General features: G+C 70.3%; 19 protein-coding genes and 1 pseudogene. 12 read left to right on the top strand and 8 right to left on the bottom strand.

Annotated elements, in window-relative coordinates; genetic code table 11:
* Nucleotides 1-86 precede the first annotated feature (86 nt).
* Nucleotides 87-611 (top strand): winged helix-turn-helix domain-containing protein, encoded by a 525-nt coding sequence (locus MED15_RS01800; protein ID WP_112725405.1) that lies wholly within the window; start codon nucleotides 87-89, stop codon nucleotides 609-611.
* Between the two features lie 92 nt (nucleotides 612-703).
* The gene (locus tag MED15_RS01805) at nucleotides 704-1,210 is read left to right on the top strand and encodes a VOC family protein (protein WP_112589431.1); all 507 of its coding nucleotides are present in this window, start codon (nucleotides 704-706) and stop codon (nucleotides 1,208-1,210) included.
* 70 nt (nucleotides 1,211-1,280) lie between these two features.
* Here MED15_RS01805 and MED15_RS01810 read toward each other — a convergent pair whose 3' ends face one another.
* Entirely contained in the window at nucleotides 1,281-2,171 is an 891-nt protein-coding gene (locus MED15_RS01810) for an AurF N-oxygenase family protein (RefSeq protein WP_112734646.1), read from the bottom strand.
* A 48-nt stretch (nucleotides 2,172-2,219) separates the two neighbouring features.
* Between MED15_RS01810 and MED15_RS01815 the strand changes: the two genes are divergently transcribed.
* The 8 genes from MED15_RS01815 to MED15_RS01850 all read left to right on the top strand — a co-directional run bounded on the left by MED15_RS01815 (nucleotide 2,220) and on the right by MED15_RS01850 (nucleotide 10,576).
* The gene (locus MED15_RS01815) at nucleotides 2,220-2,948 is read left to right on the top strand and encodes a TetR family transcriptional regulator (RefSeq protein WP_112734647.1); all 729 of its coding nucleotides are present in this window, start codon (nucleotides 2,220-2,222) and stop codon (nucleotides 2,946-2,948) included.
* Nucleotides 2,945-3,244, top strand: a complete 300-nt coding sequence (locus MED15_RS01820) for a DUF4873 domain-containing protein (protein WP_112698103.1) — start codon at nucleotides 2,945-2,947, stop codon at nucleotides 3,242-3,244. The genes MED15_RS01815 and MED15_RS01820 overlap by 4 nt, the downstream gene beginning before the upstream one ends.
* Nucleotides 3,245-4,738 carry a flavin-containing monooxygenase gene (locus tag MED15_RS01825; protein WP_112734648.1) on the top strand — a complete coding sequence of 498 codons (1,494 nt, stop codon included), beginning with the start codon at nucleotides 3,245-3,247 and terminating at the stop codon, nucleotides 4,736-4,738. It abuts the gene before it with no gap.
* Complete coding sequence (locus MED15_RS01830) at nucleotides 4,728-5,600, top strand: SDR family oxidoreductase (protein ID WP_112734649.1); 873 nt, start codon at nucleotides 4,728-4,730, stop codon at nucleotides 5,598-5,600. The genes MED15_RS01825 and MED15_RS01830 overlap by 11 nt, the downstream gene beginning before the upstream one ends.
* On the top strand, nucleotides 5,597-6,457 hold the full coding sequence (locus MED15_RS01835; RefSeq protein ID WP_112734650.1) for an alpha/beta fold hydrolase: 861 nt from the start codon (nucleotides 5,597-5,599) through the stop codon (nucleotides 6,455-6,457). The genes MED15_RS01830 and MED15_RS01835 overlap by 4 nt, the downstream gene beginning before the upstream one ends.
* 41 nt (nucleotides 6,458-6,498) lie before the next feature.
* Entirely contained in the window at nucleotides 6,499-7,119 is a 621-nt protein-coding gene (locus tag MED15_RS01840) for an acyl-CoA-like ligand-binding transcription factor (protein ID WP_112589417.1), read from the top strand.
* 73 nt (nucleotides 7,120-7,192) lie between these two features.
* The gene (locus tag MED15_RS01845) at nucleotides 7,193-8,773 is read left to right on the top strand and encodes an MDR family MFS transporter (protein WP_112698108.1); all 1,581 of its coding nucleotides are present in this window, start codon (nucleotides 7,193-7,195) and stop codon (nucleotides 8,771-8,773) included.
* 243 nt (nucleotides 8,774-9,016) lie between these two features.
* A complete protein-coding gene (locus tag MED15_RS01850) occupies nucleotides 9,017-10,576 on the top strand; it encodes an OFA family MFS transporter (RefSeq protein ID WP_112589413.1) in 1,560 nt (519 codons plus the stop codon).
* A gap of 90 nt (nucleotides 10,577-10,666) precedes the next feature.
* On the opposite strand, the gene nrfD is transcribed toward MED15_RS01850, so the two are convergent.
* From nrfD to MED15_RS01875, 4 genes and pseudogenes are all read right to left on the bottom strand, one after another.
* Complete coding sequence (gene nrfD, locus MED15_RS01855; protein WP_112589411.1) at nucleotides 10,667-11,632, bottom strand: NrfD/PsrC family molybdoenzyme membrane anchor subunit; 966 nt, start codon at nucleotides 11,630-11,632, stop codon at nucleotides 10,667-10,669.
* Nucleotides 11,629-12,672 carry a 4Fe-4S dicluster domain-containing protein gene (locus MED15_RS01860; protein WP_112605577.1) on the bottom strand — a complete coding sequence of 348 codons (1,044 nt, stop codon included), beginning with the start codon at nucleotides 12,670-12,672 and terminating at the stop codon, nucleotides 11,629-11,631. The genes nrfD and MED15_RS01860 overlap by 4 nt, the downstream gene beginning before the upstream one ends.
* Nucleotides 12,673-12,702: 30 nt before the next feature.
* Nucleotides 12,703-15,951: pseudogene (gene fdh / locus MED15_RS01865) on the bottom strand (formate dehydrogenase); the annotation flags it as partial.
* A 145-nt stretch (nucleotides 15,952-16,096) separates the two neighbouring features.
* Nucleotides 16,097-16,894 carry a PrsW family intramembrane metalloprotease gene (locus MED15_RS01875; RefSeq protein ID WP_112734651.1) on the bottom strand — a complete coding sequence of 266 codons (798 nt, stop codon included), beginning with the start codon at nucleotides 16,892-16,894 and terminating at the stop codon, nucleotides 16,097-16,099.
* A 592-nt stretch (nucleotides 16,895-17,486) separates the two neighbouring features.
* Between MED15_RS01875 and MED15_RS01880 the strand changes: the two genes are divergently transcribed.
* On the top strand, nucleotides 17,487-17,723 hold the full coding sequence (locus tag MED15_RS01880; RefSeq protein WP_112605586.1) for a hypothetical protein: 237 nt from the start codon (nucleotides 17,487-17,489) through the stop codon (nucleotides 17,721-17,723).
* Nucleotides 17,724-17,829: 106 nt separating this feature from the next.
* On the opposite strand, the gene MED15_RS01885 is transcribed toward MED15_RS01880, so the two are convergent.
* The 3 genes from MED15_RS01885 to MED15_RS01895 all read right to left on the bottom strand — a co-directional run bounded on the left by MED15_RS01885 (nucleotide 17,830) and on the right by MED15_RS01895 (nucleotide 20,943).
* Nucleotides 17,830-19,692 carry a hypothetical protein gene (locus MED15_RS01885; RefSeq protein ID WP_112734652.1) on the bottom strand — a complete coding sequence of 621 codons (1,863 nt, stop codon included), beginning with the start codon at nucleotides 19,690-19,692 and terminating at the stop codon, nucleotides 17,830-17,832.
* Nucleotides 19,689-20,453 (bottom strand): ABC transporter ATP-binding protein, encoded by a 765-nt coding sequence (locus tag MED15_RS01890; protein ID WP_112725412.1) that lies wholly within the window; start codon nucleotides 20,451-20,453, stop codon nucleotides 19,689-19,691. The genes MED15_RS01885 and MED15_RS01890 overlap by 4 nt, the downstream gene beginning before the upstream one ends.
* 70 nt (nucleotides 20,454-20,523) lie before the next feature.
* Nucleotides 20,524-20,943 (bottom strand): ASCH domain-containing protein, encoded by a 420-nt coding sequence (locus tag MED15_RS01895; protein ID WP_112698114.1) that lies wholly within the window; start codon nucleotides 20,941-20,943, stop codon nucleotides 20,524-20,526.
* A gap of 76 nt (nucleotides 20,944-21,019) precedes the next feature.
* Between MED15_RS01895 and MED15_RS01900 the strand changes: the two genes are divergently transcribed.
* Nucleotides 21,020-21,418, top strand: coding sequence for an NUDIX hydrolase (locus MED15_RS01900; protein ID WP_112698182.1), 399 nt, complete (start codon nucleotides 21,020-21,022; stop codon nucleotides 21,416-21,418).
* The last annotated feature ends 61 nt before the right edge of the window (nucleotides 21,419-21,479 follow it).

The raw sequence follows: 21,479 nt of genomic DNA on the forward strand, positions 1-21,479 counted from the left end.
TGCCCTGGCTGGCGGCACGCTTGCCAATCATTGTCAGAACCGTGACGAGAGCTGGGCAGGGATGCCCATCGATCCCGGGTGGTGCGGTGGCCGAGGACGAGGCAACGGTGAACAGGGGCGATCCGGCCGACGAGCCGTTCCCACTGCTGATCGCGGTGACCCCGTCGCCAGCCGAGCGCATCCGGCTCGCGGAGCTTCTCGACGGCATCGCACCGCTGCTGCTGGTGTCCGACCTCGATGAGCTGCGCCGGCTGATCGCCGCTCCGCAGCAGGCAGCCGCCCCGTCCGAACCGGCGCCGGTCGCCGCACTGGTGATCGACTCCGCCCGCTCCAGCGCCCGCTGCGGACAACGTGAGATCGACCTCACCCGCCTGGAACACGACCTGCTGACCTGCCTGATCACCGAGCCGGCCCGGGTCTGGAGCTACGCCGAGTTGCACCGGTCGGTCTGGGGTGACGAGGGGCGCGAACGCAAGGCGGACGTGCAGTCGCTGGTCAAGCGGCTGCGCCGCAAGCTGCAAGACCTGGGCACCGGGGCCACCATCGATGTCGTCCGCGGTGTGGGGCTGCGGTTGACCGATCACCAGCAGGCGCGGGTCGAACGGGCCTGACAGCGAGGTCGCATGAACTGATCTCACCCGGGGTACGCCAGGAAGATCAGCATCGACACAGGCGACGAAGAGCGCTGGTAAGGAGAGTCAGGATGCCATTCCCCAATCCCGCGACCGTGTCCATCGGGCTGAAGAAGGCCGCGCACGTCGGGATCGCGGTGAGTGACCTCGACCGCTCGGTCGCGTTCTACCAGGCCCTGCTCGGCGCGGAACCGGTCGTTCGGGACGAGAACATGCACGGCACCGGTTTCGCGCAGTCACAAGGGTTGCCGACGACGAAGCTGCGGTACGCCACGTTCAACCTCGACAACCTCGGGATCGACCTGATCCAGTTTCAGGAGCCGGTCGGTGACGCCGCCCAGGTGGCGGCCAACCGGCCCGGCTCGATGCACCTGTGCTTCCACGTGGACGACGTGCGCGCGGTCTACGACCGGATGAGCGAGGCCGGGTTCGAGTTCCTCGGACAGCCGTACACGTTCGCGTCCGGCGAGGTGGAGCCGCCGGCGGCGGTCGGCACCGAGGTCGCGTACTTCAACGACCCGGACGGGACGAACCTGGAGATCATCGCGCCGAAGGGTGGCTTCGCCCGCAGCGAGTGAGCCGACACGGGCGGCGTGGGGGTCCGGCCGGGAACGGGGCCCCCACGCCGCTCACCCCAGGGACAACGGATCAGATCAGCCCGGCCCGCGCCCACAGCAGGCGCCCCGGCCCGGCCACCAGGCCAACGTCCGCCAGGTGGGCGTGCACCCGCGCCGCGGACCAGCGGAGGGTGGCACGCCAGTGCGGGTTGGCGCGGGCAGCGGCCCGACCGACGGCTGGCGGAATGCCCACGGCCGCGTACACGTCGGGATGGACCAGGCGGTTGGCGATCGTGCAGGCCGCGCGACCGACCAACAGTCGGGCGTACGCCATGCCCACCGAACCGGTGGCCGCGACCTCGGCGGCCAGTTCCTCGCGGGCGAACCGGACGTGCCGCGCCTCCTCCACCACGTGGATGCGGGAGACCATCCGGATGAGCGGCTGGAGTGACTCGTCCGCCATGATCTCGCGCTGGAACGCGTCGAGGATCTCCTCCGCGATGAGGATCGCGGCGTACATCCGGGGGCCGCTGGCGGTGGCCTTGAGGAAGCGCCCGAGGTGGTGGTCCACGGTGCTCGCGCGGTAGACCGGACAACCCATCGCCTCGATCAGCCGGCCGAACATGATGGAGTGCCGGCACTCGTCGGCGACCTCGGTCAACGCGTACTGGGCCTGCCGGCTGGTCGGGTCGGCACGGTAGTACTCCCGGATCAGCATCTGCATGAGGATCGTCTCGAACCACAGCCCGGCGCTGGCCGCGCTGGCCACCTCGTGCCTGGTCAGCTCGACGCGCTGCTCCTCGCTGAGCTGTTCCCACAGTGGCGTGCCGTAGAGGCTGCTGCGCTGTGGCGGGAGCCAGTAGGCGCCGGGGGTGTGCGGGGCGTCCCAGTCGATCTCGACGGTGGGGTCGTAGCTGGTCCGCAGTGAGGACGTGAGCAGTCGCTCGGCGACCGCCGCGCGCCCGGTTTCCGCCGCCTCCATGGCTCCTCCATATTGACGTGACGACCAGTAACTGTTACGAGTAGTAGCATGCAATCGTCGCTCACCGATGTCAATGCGTCCGACCCGTCGGTCACGCCCCCCGACGGCAGTCCAAAGGCGAAGGGCAACGGCCGCCGAGACCGTTGGGCAGACCATCGCGAGCAGCGACGGCAGGAGCTGGTGGGTGCCGCGGTGCAGGCGCTGCTGCGGCACGGGCCGGAGGTCGACATGGAACAGGTGGCCGCCGCCGCGGGCGTCAGCAAACCGGTCCTGTACCGCTACTTCGCCGACAAGTCGCAGCTCTGGGTCGCGGTCAGCGAGGTGGTCGCGGCCCGGATGGTCGACACCATCGCGCCCGCCGTCGAACAGGTCCGCGAGGAACGTGGCCTGGTCGAGGCGACGATCGACGCCTACCTCGGCGTGATCGAGTCGGAGCCGACGCTCTACCGGTTCCTGATGCACCAGTCCGGCGACCCCGGCATCCACCAGGTGATCGCCGGCACCAGCCGGCAGGTGGCCGCCGGGCTCGCCCGGGTGATCGGCGACCGACTACGCACGCTGGGCCTGGACGCCGGTCCCGCCGAGCCCTGGGCGTACGGCCTGGTGGGTTTCGTGCAGGCGGTCGGCGACTGGTGGACCACGCACGGCCAGCCGATCAGCAGGGCCGCCCTCACCGACTACCTGACCACTCTGCTGTGGAGCGGCATCGAAGGGGTGCGAGCCAGCGCCGACCTGCCGCACGAGCTCACCCGCGCCCACGAGCGGATCGTGCCGTGAGCTACCACGGCCCGGCGGGTGTCGAGGGCACCTCGGTCCGGGTGCACCTCAGCGGGCGGTGGGAGCCGGTCGACGGCCGCTTCCACTGGGGCGGCCGGATCGAGCCCGAGCCACGGATGGCTCACCTGCTGCGCTCCGGCCGGCGCGACGTCGAGTTGCGCATCGCCGACCGCGTCCGGGCGGCCCGACTGGCCGAGGTCGATCCGTGGGGCGGCGTCCGAATCACCGGCGTGGGCGATCCGCCCTGGCCACCCGTGGCCGACCCGACCTGCGCGCCTGAGCTCACGGAGGAGTGAATGGAGACAGACGTTGCCATCATCGGCGCCGGCTTCGGCGGCCTGGGCGCCGCCATCCGCCTACAGCGGGCCGGCTTCACCGACTTTCTCGTCTTCGACCGGGGTACGGACGTCGGCGGCACCTGGCGTGACAACAGCTATCCGGGCTGCGCCTGCGATGTCCCGTCGCACCTCTACTCGTTCTCCTTCGCCCCCAACCCCGGCTGGTCGAACACGTTCTCCGGCCAGCCGGAGATCTGGGACTACCTGCGCGGCTGCGTCGACCGCTTCGGGATACGCCCCAGGTTGCGGTTGCGCCACGAGGTGCGGGAGGCGAGATGGGACGAGCAGCGCCAACGCTGGCTGTTGCGCACCTCGGGCGGCGACCACAGCGCCCGGGTCCTGATCTGTGCCGCCGGCCCGCTCAGCGACCCGGCCATCCCCGACCTGCCCGGGATCGACGAGTTCGCCGGCACGGTGTTCCACTCCGCCCGTTGGCGGCACGACCACGACCTGGCCGGCCGGCGCGTCGCGGTGATCGGCACCGGCGCCTCGGCCGTCCAGTTCGTGCCACAGATCCAGCCGACGGTCGAGAAGCTGACGCTCTTCCAGCGCACTCCCGCCTGGATCATGCCGAGGTTGACGCGCCGGATCAGCGGGGTCGAGCAGGCCGCGTTCCGCACAGTGCCCGGCGCACAGCGGGCCGCCCGGGCATGGCTCTACCTGGTACGCGAGAGCATGGGCCTGGGCTTCCTGCACCCGGCGGTCAACCGCCTCGCCTCGCGCCTGTCAGTGCGTACGCTGCGGCGGCAGGTTCCCGACCCGAACCTGCGGGACAAGCTCACCCCCCGGTACGCGATGGGCTGCAAGCGGGTGCTGATCTCCAACGACTACTGGCCGTCGCTCACCCGTCCGAACGTCGACGTGGTCACCGCCGGCATCGCCCGGATCGTGCCGGACGGTCTCGTCACCGACGACGACGTCCACCACCGGGCGGACACGATCATCCTCGGGACCGGCTTCCACGTCACCGACTCCCCCGTCGTCCGGCGCATCCACGGTCGGGGCGGGCGCAGCCTGGGCGACGCGTGGACCCCCAGCATGCGCGCGTACCGGGGCACGACCATCGCCGGTTTCCCCAACCTGTTCTTCCTGCTCGGCCCGAACACCGGGCTCGGGCACACATCGGTGGTGCTGATGATCGAGGCACAGCTGCATCTGGTGCTCGCGGCCCTGCGTCACATGCGGGCCACTGGCGTTCAGGCCATCGAGCCCACCGCCCAGGCGCAACGACGCTGGACCGAGCGGGTCGACCAGAAGATGGCCGGCACCGTCTGGCAGACCGGCTGTTCGAGCTGGTACCTCGACACCACCGGCCGCAACACCACCATCTGGCCGGGCTTCGCCACCAGCTTCCGGATGCGGCTGCGCCGGTTCCGCCCGGCCGACTACCAGATCGTCTCGACCGGCAGCACCCCCAACGAACCGGAGCGGGAGCACGCCGATGCGGTATGACCTGGCCGGCAAGATCCTGCTCATCACCGGCGCGGCGCGCGGCATCGGGGCGCAGCTGGCCCGCGAGGCCGTCGCCCGCGGGGCCCGGGTCGCCCTCGTCGGTCTGGAAGGCGAGCTGCTCGAACAGCTCAGCGCCGACCTCGACGCGCACTGGTACGAGTGTGACGTCACCGATCAGGCGGCGTTGGACGCGGCGGTGACGTCCACTGTGGACCGCTTCGGTGGCATCGACGTGGTCGTGGCCAACGCGGGCATCGCGAACCTCGGCACCGTCGCCGTGGGACCTGTCGACGCGCTGGTCCGTACCGTCGAGGTGAACCTCTGCGGCGCGATCCGCACGGTCAGCGCGGCGCTACCTCACGTCACCGCCGCCCGGGGCCACGTCCTGATCGTCTCGTCGGCCGCCGCTTTCACGGCGATGCCCGGGATGGCCGCCTACTGCGCGTCCAAGGCGGGTGTGGAGCAGTTCGCCAACGTGCTGCGCCTGGAGACCCGCCCACGCGGCGTCACCGTCGGCACGGCGCATTCCATCTGGATCGACACCGACCTGGTCCGCGACATCCGTGACGACCTGGCGTCGTTCCGCACCGCGCTGGGCCGGTTGCCGTGGCCGCTGTCCACCGTCGTACCCGTCGAGCAGTGCGTCGAGGCCCTGCTTCACGGCATCGAGCGCCGCAAGCGCAAGGTGTACGTGCCACGGTCGCTCGCCCTGGTGCAGGCGCTGCGGCCGGTGGTGCTGAGCGGCCTCTCGGACGCGTTGATCAACCGGTTCGGCGGCCAGAGCATGGTCGGCCAGATGGAGGACGAGGTACGCCAGCTCGGGCGTTCCTTCGGCAGGACGTCGGTGGGAGAGCGGTCATGAGCATTCATTTCCGACGTGCTGGCAGCGGTGAGCCGCTCGTGCTCATCCACGGTATCGGTCACCGCCATCAGGCGTGGGAGCCGGTGTTCGACAGGCTGACCGCCCACCACGAGGTGATCGCGCTCGACCTGCCGGGCTTCGGGAACTCTCCGGTGCCCGGCACCGGCATGCCCGCCGACATGGCCGCCACAGTGGCCGGGGTCCTGCCGGCACTGACCGAGTGGGGGCTGGAGCGTCCGCACGTCGCCGGCTACAGCCTCGGTGGAGCGATCGCCCTGGAGCTTGCCGTCACCGGGGCGGTCGCCTCGGCCACCGCCTTCTCCCCCGCCGGCTTCTTCACAGCGGCGGAGCGCCGCCGGGCGCTGGCCATCCTCCGGATGCTGCGGGCCAACTCGTACCTGCCCACCCCGATCATGCGGGTCGCACTGCGCTCGGCGTACCTGCGGGCGTTGTGCTTCGCGCCGCTGATGGCCCGCCCGACGCTGCTGGATGTCGAGCGCGCGCTGGGCGACGCGCTCGCGCTGCGACGCGGGGCCGGCTTCAACGCCGTGGCCCGAGCCGCCCGCGACTATCGCTTCGACTGCCCTCGGTTGTCCGACGCGACGGTGCCGGTGACCATCGGCTGGGGGGACTGCGACCGGATCTTCGGCGTCCACCAGGCCGAGCGCGCCCGGGCGGGCCTGCCGGCGGCGCGGGTGGTGACGTTGCCCCGTTGCGGGCACGTGCCGATGAGCGACGACCCGGACCTGGTGGCCGCGCTCATCCTGGAGACCACCGGCGCCGTGCCCCGCACCGAACGACCGGATGCGTCGGTCTCCGCCCAGGTCACGAGTCAGGAAGATCACTTCACACTCTAAAAACTTGCAGACTGTGCAAGTTCGCTCCTAATCTCGCCCGCGTGACCGACACCGACCACGCTGCGCCCGGGCGTCGCGACCGCAAGAAAGCGCAGACGCGGGCCGCGCTGACCGCCGCCGCGCTACGGCTGGTCGCGGAGCGCGGCCTGGAGCACGTCACGGTGGAGGAGATCAGCGAGGCCGCGGACGTGTCCTCACGGACCTTCTTCAACTACTTCACCTGCAAGGACGAGGCCCTCACCGACGATCCGGCACTCGACGGCAACCCGGTCGTGGCGCGTCTGGCAGCCGCCCCCGCGCAGGTGTCGGCGTTGCAGGCCGTGCGGGTCGCCCTCGACGAGTCGGTCGACTCGATCCAGGCCGACCGGGAGTTGTGGCGGCTGCGACTGACGGTCATCACCCAGAACCCCGCGCTGCTGCCCCGGCTGGTGGCCGGCAACAGCGCGACCGAGCAGGCCATGGTCGCGGTCGTCGCCACCCGCCTCGGCGTCGGCCTCGACCACGGCCATCCGCCGCTGGTCGTCGCTGTCGCCGGTGCCGCCTTCCGCACCGCGATGCTGCGCTGGGCCGCCGGTGACGACGACCGGCCCCTGCACGACTTCGTCGACGAGGCGTTCGCCGCGATCGCCGCCGGCCTACCTGATCCGCCGGCCCTCTCCTGACCCGCCAGCCCCTGCCCCGCCGCATCAGCTCCGGGGTCAGTCACTCCGCCACAAACCCGACAAGGGAGCGTCAATGACCACCACCGTCCCGCCCGCCGACACCGCCGACGTCGGCACGCGCATGTCGCGTCGGGAGGTTCTGCAGGCCCTTTCCGGCCTGATGGTCGGCATGTTCGTGTCCATCCTCGCCTCCACTGTGGTGGCGAACGCGCTGCCGCGGATCATCGCGGATCTGAACGGCAGCCAGACCGTCTACACGTGGATCGTCACCAGCGAACTGCTCGCCATGACGGCGACGGTGCCGCTGTGGGGCAAGATGGCCGACCTGTACAGCAAGAAGCTGCTGATCCAGTTGTCGCTGGGACTGTTCGTGGTGGGTTCACTCATCGCGGGCTTCACGCCGAACGTCGAGGTTCTGCTGCTCAGCCGGGTCGTCCAGGGCATCGGCGCCGGCGGCATGACGGCGCTGGCCACGATCGTCATGGCGGCGATGATCCCGCCACGTGAGCTGGGCCGCTACGCCGGCATCTTCGGCGCGGTCTTCGGTGTGGGCACCATCGCCGGTCCGCTGATCGGCGGCCTGCTCGTCGACACGTCATGGCTGGGCTGGCGGTGGTGCTTCCTGATCGGCGTCCCGTTCAGCATCATCTCCATCGCCCTGCTCCAGCGCACCCTGCACCTGCCGGTCGTCCGCCGCAAGGCGAAGATCGACTGGCTGGGCGCCCTGCTCATCACCTCGGGCGTCTCCACCCTGCTGATCTGGTCGTCCCTCGCCGGCAACAAGTTCGACTGGGCCTCCGGCTGGACGGCCCTGATGGTCATCGGCGGGCTGGTCCTGCTGGCGCTGGCCGTGGTCGTCGAGTCGCGGGCGGCGGAGCCGATCGTCCCGCTGAGCATCTTCCGCAACCGCACTGTCTCCCTGGCCACCATCGCCAGCGTGCTGGTCGGTGTCGCGATGTTCGGCGGCACCGTCTTCCTGTCCCAGTACTTCCAGATCTCGCTGGGCAAGTCGCCCACCGTCGCGGGCCTGATGAGCCTTCCGATGATCTTCGGTCTGCTCGTCTCGTCGACGGTGGCCGGCCAGCTCATCACGAAGTACGGCCGGTGGAAGGCGTACCTGGTGGCCGGCGCCGCGGTGATGACCGTCGGGATGCTGCTGTTGGGCACCATCGACGCCAACACCAGCGTCGTCGTGCTGTCGATCTACATGGCCGTGCTGGGCGTCGGCGTCGGCATGCTCATGCAGAATCTCGTGCTCGCTGCGCAGAACGACGTGCCGGCCCACGAGCTCGGTGCCACCACCTCCGTGCTGACGTTCTTCCGCAGCATGGGCGGCGCGATCGGAGTCAGCGCCCTCGGCGCGGTCCTGGCAAGTCGGGTGACCTCGCTGACGACCGACCGGCTCGGCCCGGCGGCGACCGCCGGCGGTGGCTCCGCCGAGGTGCCCGACCTGTCCACCCTGCCCGAGCCGGTGCTGCGCATCGTGCAGGACGTGTACGGCATCGCCACCGCGGACCTCTTCCTGGTCGGCGCGCCGATCGCGCTGCTCGCGCTGATCGTCGTGCTGTTCATCAAGGAGAAGCCGCTGCACACCCTCAGCGGGGACGAACGACGCGCCCAGGAGGAGGCGGCCGCAAAGGTCGCGATTCACTGAGCCGTACGCCAGCAGGGCGGGGGCGGGCCGGTTGGCCCGCCCCCGCTCTGCGCCCGGTTCCGCGTTTCTCGGTAATGACATGGTGTGAACCCGTTGCCACGTAACGTGAGATTGAGCCGGTCAACGGCTGACGCCAGACGTGCGCCGGGCCGCCACTGCGGCGGCGCCGCTCGGCCAACTGCCGGGTCGGACAGCTCGGCAACGTTGCGGCCTGTTCGGCCGCAGGAGGTGTGGACGATGCCCATGCTGTCGGTCTTCGATCCCCGGCACACTGTCGCTCCCCCGGGATACAGCCGCTGGCTCATCCCGACCGCGGCACTGGCCGTGCACGTGTGCATCGGCCAGGTCTACGCGACGAGTGTCTACAAGAACTCCCTCATCGCGCACTTCGACGTCAGCCAGACAGCGATCGGGGCGATCTTCAGTATCGCCATCGTCATGCTGGGCTCGTCGGCGGCGGTGGGTGGCCGTTGGGTGGAGCGGAACGGACCGCGCCGGGCGATGTTCGTCTCGGCGTGCTTCTGGGCCGTCGGTTTCCTGGTCGGCGCGCTCGGCATCGCGACCCAACAACTCTGGCTCCTCTACCTCGGATACGGCGTCATCGGCGGCATTGGGCTCGGCATCGGCTACATCTCGCCCGTCTCCACACTGATCAAGTGGTTTCCGGACCGCCCCGGCCTCGCCACCGGGCTGGCCATCATGGGGTTCGGCGGCGGCGCCCTGGTCGCCGGCCCCCTCGCGCGCCAACTGCTCTCCCTCTACGACTCCGGCTACAACCCCAGCAACCCGGCCGCCGTGGCGTCGGGCAGCGCCCTCGTGGCGCTCTTCGTCACGTTCGGCATCGGCTATTTCGTGATCATGATGTTCGGCCCGTTCAACGTCCGGGTTCCGGCACCCGACTGGCGGCCCGCCGGGTTCGATCCTGCGAGCGTCGCCGCCCGGCCTCTGGTGACGACGGCGAGCGTGTCCGCGTCGAACGCCGTGCGTACCCGGTCGTTCTGGTTGCTGTGGATCGTGCTGTTCTGCAACGTCACAGCGGGCATCGGCATCCTGGAGCAGGCAAGCCCGATGATCCAGGACTTCTTCCGGGACAACGGGACCGCCACCACGGTCTCGGTGACGGCGGCGGCCGGTTTCGTGGGAGTGCTGTCGCTGTTCAACATGGCTGGCCGGTTCGTCTGGTCGACGACGTCGGACCTCATCGGCCGCAAGCCCATCTACATGGTCTACCTCGGCGTCGGCATGGTGCTGTACCTGCTGCTCGCCGTGGCCGGCCACTCCGCGACCGCGGTCTTCGTGCTGATCGCCGCCGCGATCATCTCCTTCTACGGCGGTGGCTTCGCCACAATGCCCGCCTACCTGCGTGACCTGTTCGGCACCTTCCAGGTCGGGGCCATCCACGGCCGGATCCTCACCGCCTGGTCGGCCGCGGGTGTCGCCGGCCCGCTGATCGTCAACGGGATCCTCGACACCCAGGGCAAGCCCGGCACCCTCACCGCGTCGGCGTACCGGCCCGCGCTGTTCACCATGGTCGGCATCCTCGCCATCGGGTTCATCGCGAACCTGCTGGTCCGTTCCGTGCCCGATCGGTTCCACGAACCGAACCGAGGACCGACCTCGCCCGTGGCGAAGGCCACCGTCACCGAGCCGGTCGCTCTCGGGCGGGACAGCCAGCCGCCCGCGCCGCCGCGCGTCGGTAGCCAGACCGGTCGGCTCTGGTTGTCGTGGCTGCTGGTCGCGGTGCTACTCGGGTACGGCATCGTTCAGACCGCCATCACCGCCGCGAAGCTGTTCACCGGCTGACGCGCGGCGGCCCATCGCCGCCAAACCCTTTGCATCGCAACGGAAGGCGCCCCTCGAAAGGGGCGCCTTCCTTCCGTTCCGCCGATCCGCTCAGAGCCGGGTCACCGACCGGTTCTCGTTGAGCCGCTCCCGTTGTGGCACGACCGTGTACTTCGGATCGCGGGCCGACACCCTTCCCGCTTCGAAGACGCCGAACCGGGTGGCGACCGACGATGCCACGAGGGCGGCGCCGGAGATCGCCGCCAGGACCCGGCTGCGTCGACTGAGCAGCGCGGTGGCTGCGCCCACGGCGAGCAGGGCGCGTCCCGCCTTGACCAGCCGGCCGCTGCGTCCGTGCGTGTAGGGCTCGCTGGTGAGGCCCTGCCGCTCCAGCTGGTGCCCTCCGCCGAACTCGATGGCCGCGGCGGCCAGGGCGAGTCGTCGCAGTGGGGCGGTCTCCGCGGCCGGTGCCGCGATCAAGCCGACCCCGGACGCGGCGGCGAGCGCGCTGCCGGCGAAGACGAACGGCAACGACGGGTAGGCGTCGTGCCAGGACGGCACCGCCGTGTCGGCGAGCAGCACCCCGGTGTACGTCGCCAGCGCCGGCGCGGTGGCCGCCGCAGCCAGGCCGGCGACGTTGCCGATGGGCGGCGCGATCCGACGGGCGAGGCCGAGCACACCGTGCTGCGGGAGCAGCGGCGCGAGCTCGGCGACCGCGGCCACGCCGGCCATCGGGCCGAACGCGGCGAGAATCCAGGTGCCGACCGACATCGGCGAGGTCACCTTGGCCACCCGGAGCATGTGATGGAACCGGGCCGGCCGGCCGAGGTCGTGGACCAGCAGGTAGGTGCTGGCGGCGACGCCACCGAGGGCAGTCCAACGGCCCACAGTGCGCAGCGCGGGTCGTCCGGTCAGTTGGGCGCCCGCGCCGATCAGTGCACTTCCGGCGGCGAGGCCTCCGGTGAACAGGTAGCCGGCGATGTCGTACTTCCACACCGGCGGCTTCAGTACCGGTCGGCCGTAGTAGGAGGCGAAGTCGGCCGGCGGCACCGTGAGTTGCTCGCCGCCGCGGGTCATCGCCGCCTGCCCAGGAACGAGACCGCCGCGGCGACCGCCATCGTCATCGCCGCCAGGCCGGCACGCTTCCACATGGCCGGCAGGTCACGGGTGGTCACAATCGGGTCCGGTGGCAGCCCGTACACCTCCGGCTCGTCCAGCAGCAGGAAGAACGCTCCATCACCACCGACACCGTCGTTCGGGTCGTGCCCGTACAACCGCGCCTCCGGCACGCCCCGCTCATGCAGCTTCGCCACCCGCGCGGCGGCCCGCTCCCGCAACTCGTCCAGTTCCCCGTACTGGATCGACTCCGTCGGGCACGCCTGCGCACACGCCGGAGTCATGCCGACGCCGAGCCGGTCGTAGCACAGCGTGCACTTCCACGCCCGACCATCATCCTTACGTTGATCAATGACGCCGTACGGGCAGGCGGAGATGCAGTAACCGCAGCCGTTGCAGATGTCCTCCTGCACCACCACGGTGCCGAACTCCGTCCGGAACAGGGAACCTGTCGGGCAGACATCCAGGCAGGCGGCGTGGGTGCAGTGCTTGCACACATCCGACATCATCAACCAGCGAAAATCCGTCCGTCCCTCCGCGCCCGAACCCCTCCCCGGCGGCTGCGCACCCGGCATCCCCAGAAACTCCGGCCCGCCCGACATGCGGGCCGCCGCGGCGGGTGAGCCGGTGGGCAGGCCGGGGTCCGTTCCGGTGTCGGTGCTGGTACGCGCGCCGACCGCAGCCGTCACCGGGCTGATCGCCGGCCCGTCCGGGTCCCCCTCGAACGCCGGAGTCGCCCAGCCCACCGAGCGGGGCTGCTCCACGAACGCGACGTGCCGCCACGAGTTGGCGGTCAACGCGCCCGTGTTGTCGTACGACATGCCCAGCAGGTCGAGCCCACTCTCGGGGACGCCGTTCCACTCCTTGCAGGCCACCTCGCACGCTTTGCAGCCGATGCAGACGCTGGTGTCGGTGAAGAACCCCATCCGCGGCGGCGGGTTCTCGTAGCCGGCGTCCGGTGCGGGGTCCAGCGGCCCGTACAGGGCGTTGGCGTGGGGCATCGGTCAGGCCTCCTGGTCGCTGCTGCTGTCGGCGACGTCGGTCGTGACCATCGGCGGGTATCGGTGGACGAGGTTTCCCGACCGCCGCCGGTAGTCGATGACGAGGTCCACCAGGTCCTGTCCTCTGGGGCGTCGTCCGGGCCGGACGTCGCACGTGCCGACCTTGCTCTCCTGAATCAGGACGTTGGGGTCGAGGGTGATGCCGAACAGGTCGTTGGCCGAGTCGCCGGTCACCAGGCCCTCGTACCCGAAGTGGTACGGCAGCCAGAGCTGGTGGATGATCCGGCCATCCACCCGCAGAGGCGTCACGCGGTCGGTCACCAGCACCTTCGCCTCGACCGCCGCCCGGCTGGTGACCAGGTGGGCCCAGCCCAGGTGACTCAACCCTCGCAGGGCCGCCAACTCCGGCGACACCTCGACGAACATCTCGGGTTGCAGCTCGGCCAGCGGTGACACCGTCCGGCTCATCCCGCCGGCGGTGTGGTGCTCGGTGAGCCGGCTGACAGTGAACACGTACGGGAACACCTGGCTGTGCTCCTGTGGCGGGCTCGGGTTGAGCGTGTTGATCGGGTGGGTGTAGACCTTGCGGGTCGGGTTGGCCTGCTGGCGGTAGAGCGGGTTGCGCACCGGCGACTCGACCGGCTCGTAGTGGGTGGGCATCGGCCCGTCGAGCACCCCGGTCGGCGCGTACAGCCAGCCTTTGCCGTCGCCCTGAAGGATGAACGGGTCGTCGCCGGCGATGCCCGCCACACCCGAGGCGTCGTGCGCCGGCCGGTAGGACGGCGGTTTGGTCTTTTCGAAGTCCGGTACGTCGTAGCCGGTCCACTCGCTCTTGTCCGCGTCCCACCAGACGTAGCGTTTGCGCTCACTCCACGGGTTGCCGTCCGGGTCGGCGGAGGCACGGTTGTAGAGGATGCGCCGGTTCGCCGGCCACGCCCAACCCCACTCGGGTGCCACCAGGGACTGCTCCGAGCCGGGTTTGCGGCGGGCCGCCTGGTTGACGCCGTCGGCGTACACCCCCGTGTAGATCCAGCAACCGCCGACGGTGGAGCCGTCGTCCTTCATCTCGGTGAACGACGCCAGCGGCCGGCCGGTGGTCACGTCGTACCCGTTGATCTCGCGCAGCACCGCCTCGGCGCTCGGCTCGGCGGTCGGGCCGTGCGTGGGGTAGTCCCAGGCCAGGTCGAGCAGCGCGCGGTCGCGCGGCTTCGTCGACGTCGCCAGCCGTTCCCGGATGACGCGACCGAGGTGGTAGAAGAACCAGAGTTCGGAGCGGGCGTCGCCTGGTGGCTCGACGGCCTTCTCCCGCCACTGCAACAGCCGTTGGGTCTGGGTGAAGGTGCCCTCCTTCTCCACGTGGGAGGCGGCCGGTAGGAAGAACACCTCGGTGCGGCACCGCTCGGGCACGATCTCGCCGGTCTCGATCTCCGGCGCGTTCTGCCAGAACGTGGCGCTCTCGATCATGAACAGGTCGCGGACCACGAGCCAGTCGAGGTTGGCCATGCCGAGACGCTGCGCCCGGCCGTGCGCGGAGCCGACCGCCGGGTTCTGCCCAAGCAGGAAATAGCCCTTGATCTTGCCGTCGATCATGTCGAGCACCTGCTGGTAGGTGCCGTGGTCGCCGGTCATCCGGGGCATGTACCCGTAGCAGTAGTCGTTGTCGGCGGTGGCGGCGTCGCCCCAGTACGCCTTGAGCAGGTTGACGCCGTAGGTGCGGGCGTTGCCCCAGAAGCCCTTCTGGCCGGGGTGCGCGATGCTGTTCACCCACTCGTCCAGGGTCGGGTGATTGGCGTGATGCGGCATCGGCAGGTAGCCCGGAAGCAGGTTGAACAGCGTCGGGATGTCAGTGGACCCCTGGATGCTGGCGTGCCCGCGCAGGGCCATCACCCCACCGCCCGGGCGGCCCACGTTGCCCAGCAGGAGCTGGATGATCGCGCCGGTGCGGATGTACTGCACGCCGACGCTGTGCTGCGTCCAGCCCACCGAGTAGACGAGCATGCCGGTCCGGTCCCGGCCGGAGTTCTCCGTCCACGCCCGGGCCAGTTCGAAGAACTTCTCCTGCGGGATGCCGCAGACCCGTTCCACCATCTCCGGGGTGTAGCGGGCGAAGTGCCGCTTGAGGATCTGGTAGACGCAGCGCGGGTGCTGCAACGTCTCGTCCCGTTCGGTCTCGCCGCCGACAGGCGCGCCGTGCGACTCGTTCTCCAGCCCGGCCGCCGTCTCCCGCTGCGTCTCGCTGTCGCGTGTCGTCCGGTTCTGCGAGTGACCCTCGTACCGCCAACTGGCCTGGTCGTAGGTGGCGTTGTCGTCGTTGAAGCCGGAGAAGAGGCCGTGCATGTCCTCGGTGTCGGCGTACTCCTCGGTCACGATGGTCGCGGCGTTGGTGTAGGCGACGACGTACTCCCGGAAGTCCAGCTCGTTGTCGAGGATGTAGCGCACCACCCCGCCGAGCAGCGCGATGTCGGTGCCCGCCCGGATCGGCAGGTACGAGTCAGCCAGCGCGCTGGTGCGGGTGAACCGCGGGTCGACGTGGAAGACCTTCGCCCCGCGACGCTTGGCCTCCATCACCCACTGGAAGCCCACCGGGTGCGCCTCGGCCATGTTCGAACCCTGGATGACGATGACGTCGGAGTTCGACAGGTCCTGCTGGTACTGGGTGGCGCCGCCACGACCGAAGCTGGTCCCCAGACCGGGGACGGTGGAGGAGTGTCAAATACGGGCCTGGTTCTCGATCTGGAGCGCCCCCATCGCGGTGAACAACTTCTTGATGAGGTAGTTCTCCTCGTTGTCCAGCGTCGCCCCACCCAGGCTGGAGATACCCAGCGTCCGGTTGAGCGGTCGACCCTCGGCGTCAACGTCCTCCCAGGTCTCGTCCCGGGCGGCCAGGACCCGATCGGCGATCATGTTCAGCGCCGTGTCGAGGTCGAGGTCCTCCCACTCGGTGCCGTACGGCCGGCGGTAGCGGACCGTGGTCTGCCGCAGCGGGCTGGTGACCAGGCTCTTGCTCGCCGAACCCTTCGGGCAGAGCCGACCCCGCGAGATCGGGCTGTCCGGATCACCCTCGATCTGACTGACCTGCCCGTCCTTCACGAACACCCGCTGACCACAACCAACAGCGCAGTACGGGCACACGGACCGGGCCATCGAATCGGCGGTGTCGGTGCGGGCGGTGAGCGCGCGGGACCCGTCGGACTTCGCCGCGGCACCCCGGCCCAGCGGGTCCGTGCCGGTGAGCTGGCGATAGACCGGCCAGCCCTCGAACCAGCTGCGCACCCCCATCGCCGCACCTTCCCGACCAATCCCGCCAAATATGAACACTCTGACGTTAGATGAGGAGCCGGCCCGGTCGCAGCGGGATCACAAACAGTCATGCCTTCCCCAGCCCCTTGGTGCGGGCCGGGAGAGGCATGGAGTACGGCGCTGGTCAGTGCGGTTGCAGCTGGCCCATGTGCTGGTCGCTGAACGTCCGGTAGCGGCGCAGCTCCCAGAACAGCCAGCCGATGCTGATGATCGCCAACACGACGAAGACCAGCGAACCGGAGAACGTGTCCCAGAGGGTGTGCAGGACGACGACGCCCACGAACGTGCCGATGAACCCGAAGAGCCGAGCGACGCTCGGGCTCGCCAGCAATGCCCAGAGCGCGCCGGCGGTCAGCCCGGTCCAGGCGGTGTGACCGGCGGGCGCCGTCAGACCCCGGATGAAGAGCGTCTGCTCCACCGCGCCGATGTTGCCCTGCGAACTCAGCAGCGCGCTGAAGGCGTAGCCCATCGTCTCCAGCGCGGCGAACCCCATCCCGGCGGCGATGCCGATGATCAGCCCGTCGGAGGGCACCCGGCGCCGACGCTGGGCCACCACCGTGAACAGCAGCACCACCGGGACGATCAGCTTCGCCGACTCCTCGATCAACGCGACGAACAGCATCGGCAGGGTGCCGAGGCCGCGCAGGGTGTCGTACTCCAGGGTGCCGGCGACGACCGTGCCGATCACACCGCCGAAGAACGCCGACGTCACCAACACCGACGCCGGCACCTGCCACTGCCCGGTGCGGGCCTGCGCGAACGTCAGGAACGTCAACGGCACCAACGTCGCCCCGAGCAGGATCAACGCCGGTACGAAGTTCGGATTCTTGGTGCTGACCAGGGTCCGCAGCACCGCCAGATAAAGGATCAGCCCGATGACGAGCACCCCGACCCACGCCCACCGGCGCCAACGATCACCCATACCGCGCAGTCTGGCGGACCAAGGTTACGAAGACCAGCCACGGCGCTGAGATCCTGACGACTCCAGTCGAAGGCGCTGTCGGACAACGATCGGGGGGCCGGTGCCGTCACAGCTGATCGGTACGACCGCGCGCCCGTCGGCTCCTCGCGGTGCGTAGGCTCTCGGCCGTGCGCCCATTGCGGATCGCCGAGACGGTGGTGACGCCGTCGAGCTGTGTCGAGTGGGTGGCCGGCGCGGGGGCGCTGGTCTGGGACCGTCGCTCGCTGCGGGTGTTGGACCCGGATCTGAGCGTCGCGCTCGCGTGGGAGGCGGTAAGCCCCGACGCGGATCCGATTCTGGCTGTCGGCGTGGCACCGGACCGGTCGCGGTTCGCGCTGGTGGGGCCGCGTGAGGTGCAGATCCGGGGTGCCGACGGCCGCGTTCAATGGTCGGCCGAGCACGGCGTAGCACTGTCGATCGGATGGCCACAACCACACTGTCACCTGGCCGGTGACGGCCTTGTCTATATGTTCGTGCCCGACGATTCCGGTGACCACGTCGTCGTATGGGACTCCGCAGGCGGATCGGAGGTCGGCCGGCATCCTCTCCAGAGATGGTCGGCGTCGCGACCGACGAGAGCGACGCCGAGCAGCATCTCCTGCTCTCCACCCGCACGCTGCGCCCGCAGACCGTGATGGATTACGGCATCGACATGCCGCAGAACTCGATTCGGTCCGCCGGTGGACACGGACGGTGGATGACGCACGACGCCCGCCTCGGGGTGGTCCGGCTCTGGCAGCTACGCGAGCCGCACACGGATGAGGTCGAGGGCCAGCTCGCACTGCTGTAGGTGGTGCTGCTCCCTTGATCGTTGGCAGCTGAGCTGTTCGACACGCCGAGCGGTGCCCTGCTGAGCTGCCACCGATCGACGTGGCGATTCCCCATACAGAGGACGGTCACCCGGGGGGAGCGGGTTGGGCACTGCCGCCCGGTTGCGGTCGGCGATCCCACAGCACCAGGCCGGTGAGCAGCATCGCGACGCCCAGACCGACCATCGCCAACCCCACCGCCGTGTGCGCGCTCCCGCTCAGGTGACCCGCCACGATCCACCCGCTGTCGATTCCGAACGCCAACGGCATCAACCCCTGCGGGATCACCGGGATCCACCCGACCGTCAGCAACCCCAGCGCCCACGCTGTCGACTTGTTCTCCCGATACCACTGCGCGTCCCAGCTCAGCGGGAGCACCGTCTCCGGGGGCCGGCTCCGCTGACCGGCCGCGGCGAGCACCGCCGTGCCGCGCCGGGCGAACCGCTCGTCGGCCAGCCATACGCCACCCCACCAGACTGCGGCGCCTCCGAGCAGCCCGACCAGCGGCAATAACAGTGCCGCCCCCGGCGGACCCCAGATCATCAGGGCGAGCACCGGCGCCGCAGCGAGCAGTCCAGCCGCGGTGGCGACCAGCACGCTGACGATGTCGGTCGGGTTGTCAGCCGCTGTCGGATGCCGCGGGTCGGCTACCGGGCGTACGCGCAGCAGCGACACCCACACCGGCACCGACGCGCCCGCACCGAGCAGGGCCGGCAGGGTGCAGAGCGCGGCCAGCGGGTCGACGTCGGGCGCGAGGAGGATGCCCGCGACGGTGAGCAGCAGCCCGATCGGGGTGACCAGCACCAACCACGCCAGGGCCCGACCCCGGACCTCGGCCCGTTCGCCGCCGGGCGTGGTGAGCGGCAGCCACAACGCGGTGCCGTCCAGCCCGACCAGCCCAGCGGACATCGCCGCCGCGCCGAGCACTGCCAGCGGTCCCGCCCACGGCAGCAGCAGGTCCACGTCGGACAGCAGCGGCAGCCCGGCGAGCAACGCTCCGTACACCACAGCGAACGCCAGATACTGCAACCGCAACGGATGCCGCATCCAGGCCCGCAGCTCACGGCCGACGACCGCCCGCGTCGCCGCCGGCACCCACCCCAGCCACTCGCGCTCAGTCGTGGCCGGTGACGCCGCCGTGGTCCGGCGCGGCCGGAACGGCGCGCCGGCGGCGATCACCCTTCGGACGAGCATGATGTACGCGGCGGCGCAGAGCGCCACGATGCCCACCAGGGTCGCCATCAGGCGCACCCCTTGCCCGGTTGGCCCGGTCACGGCGGAGACCGGCCAGGCGCTCGGCACGTACGCCATGGCCCGGACCACCTCCTCCGGCGCTGCCACGAGCAGTACCGACACCCACGGGAAGACCGCCCAGAGCGACCCGGCGACACCCATCGCCGTGCCGGTGAATACGCCAGTGAGCAGCGCCCCGGCCGGACCGCCGGCGTGGCCGACGACCTCCAGCGCGATGGCCGAGCCGATCAGTCCGAGCAACCAGAGCAGCACCGCGCCGCCGGCGGTGACGAGGACCGCGACGGTGCCGTACCGGGCGGCGTGCACCGGCAGCGCGGCGAGTGCCACCAGCGACACGGCCGGGCCGATACCGATCGCCGACGCGGCGAGCAGGCCGATCGCGGCCGAGACGCCGCCGATCGGCTCCAACCGCAGGTGGGCCGGGCGGACCCGGCCGCGCCCGCCGCCGAGCAGCAGCGGCAACACGATCCAGCCGAGAACCCACGCCCCAGCCAGCAGGCCAAGGGTGTGCTGGTCGCCGCGATGCGCGTACCGGATCAACCAGGCGGCGGCGAGCAGACCGACCAGGCCGGCCACCGTGGGTCCGGGGTGCTCGCGCAGCGAGCGACGCACCATCGTCGCACGCATCCGGGCCGGCACCGTGATGGCGCCGAGAGCGCCGCCCAGCTGGCCGGGGGCGGTCAGTTGCGTGCTCATCGTGCCCCGGTCAGCCAGTCCAGACCGGCGCTGCCGGAGGCTTCGGCGCCGACCAACTCGACGAACCGGTCCTCCAGGCTGCTGCCGGCGGCGACCTCGGCGACCGACCCGGCGGCGACCACCTGACCCTGATGGATCACGGTGACCTCGTCGCACATCTGCTCGACGAGCAGCATCGAGTGGGTGGACAGCACGCAGGTGCCGCCGCCGGCCACGAACCGGCGCAGCACCTGGCGGATGGTGGCCGCGGAGACCGGGTCGACCGCCTCGAAGGGTTCGTCGAGCACGAGCAGCCGGGGCGCGTGCAGCAGCGCCTGGGCGAGGCCGAGCTTCTTGCGGGTGCCGGTGGAGCAGTCGGCCAGCGGGGTGCCGGCGCCCTTGGCCAGGCCGAGCACGTCGATCAGTTCGGCGGCACGGTCGGCGGCTGTGGCCCGGGGTAGCCCGCGCAGGCCGGCGCTGTAGCGCAGCAGTTCGGCACCGGTGAGGCGTTCCGGGAAGTCGAGGCCGTCGGGCAGCACGCCGGTCAGCGCGCGGGTGAGGCCGCGCTCGCGCAGCGCGTCGTGGCCGAGGATCCGGATCTGCCCGGAGTCCGGGGTGACCAGGCCGACGGCCATCCCGATGGTGGTGGACTTGCCGGCGCCGTTGGGCCCGACGATGCCGTGGAAGGTGCCGGGGTGCACGGTCAGATCGATGCCGTCCACCGCGCGATGCGCCGCGAAGGTCTTGACCAGGCCACGGATCTCTAGTGCCGGGGGGATCACGCGCCGAGCATAGGTGACCTTGCGCTGCCCCGTGGCCCGGCGCTCACAAGTCCACAGTGGGCGGAGCTGCTCAGACGACGTGCACCAGTCGGAAGCGTTCGGTCACCACCAGGGTGTCGTCGTCCACGGTGAAGTCCGGGTCGCCCAGCTCGGCGCGCACCTCGGCACTGTGCCAGAACGCCTCGTGCCCCGCACGCCACTGCGCCACCGACTCGTCGCCCTCCCCCTCGGCCAGGGCGTGTGGCAGGTCGACCTCGGCGAGCCGGACCACCCGTACGTCGGTCAGCTCGATGGCCGCGACCCGGCGGCCGGCGGAGTCGACCACGGCGGACAGTTGACCCACCTCGGGCAGCGGCTCGTTCGCGCACTCGTACCCGGCCAGCAGGCCGGTCGTCGAGGTCTTCGCCCCGGACAGGATCGCGCCCACGAGTTTGTCCCGCAGTGGCCCCGGAAAGGCGAACTCAGCAAGCGGAAGATCGTCGAGGTCCATCCGCGGAGGGTACGCGATCCGGTGCGTGTGAGGGACCGTCGTCGACATGCTCGCGGCAAGGTGGCACGGTCTCGTCATGGCCACCTATGGCGTCGCCCTCGTACTGCTTGTCGATTCGTCGGGCGCGGTGCTGCTACAGCACCGCGACGAGGATGCGGTCGTCTCGCCGGGCCAGTGGAGCCTGCCGGGTGGCCACATTGAGCCCGGCGAGTCACCGGAGGAGGCGGCCCGCCGCGAACTGCTGGAGGAAACTGGTCTGACCGTGGGTGAGCTGCACCCGCTGTGGAGCGGACCGCGCCGGTACGAAGCGGATTTTCCGCACACCGTGACTGTCCACGTGTTCCGTGGCACCACCACGGCTCGTCAGGAGGACGTGATGGTCGGCGAGGGGCAAGCGATGGTGTTCATTCCTCGAGACGAGGTGCTCGATCGTGAGCTGGCGGTCTCCACCGCCCTGGTCCTGCGCATGATCTAGCTTCAAACGTCGTCAACCTGCCCTGCCTCAACGATCAGGCAGTTGTGGTGGGTGACAAAGA

The sequence above is a fragment of the Micromonospora noduli genome (assembly GCF_003264475.1).
In the GTDB taxonomy this organism is placed as follows: domain Bacteria; phylum Actinomycetota; class Actinomycetes; order Mycobacteriales; family Micromonosporaceae; genus Micromonospora; species Micromonospora noduli.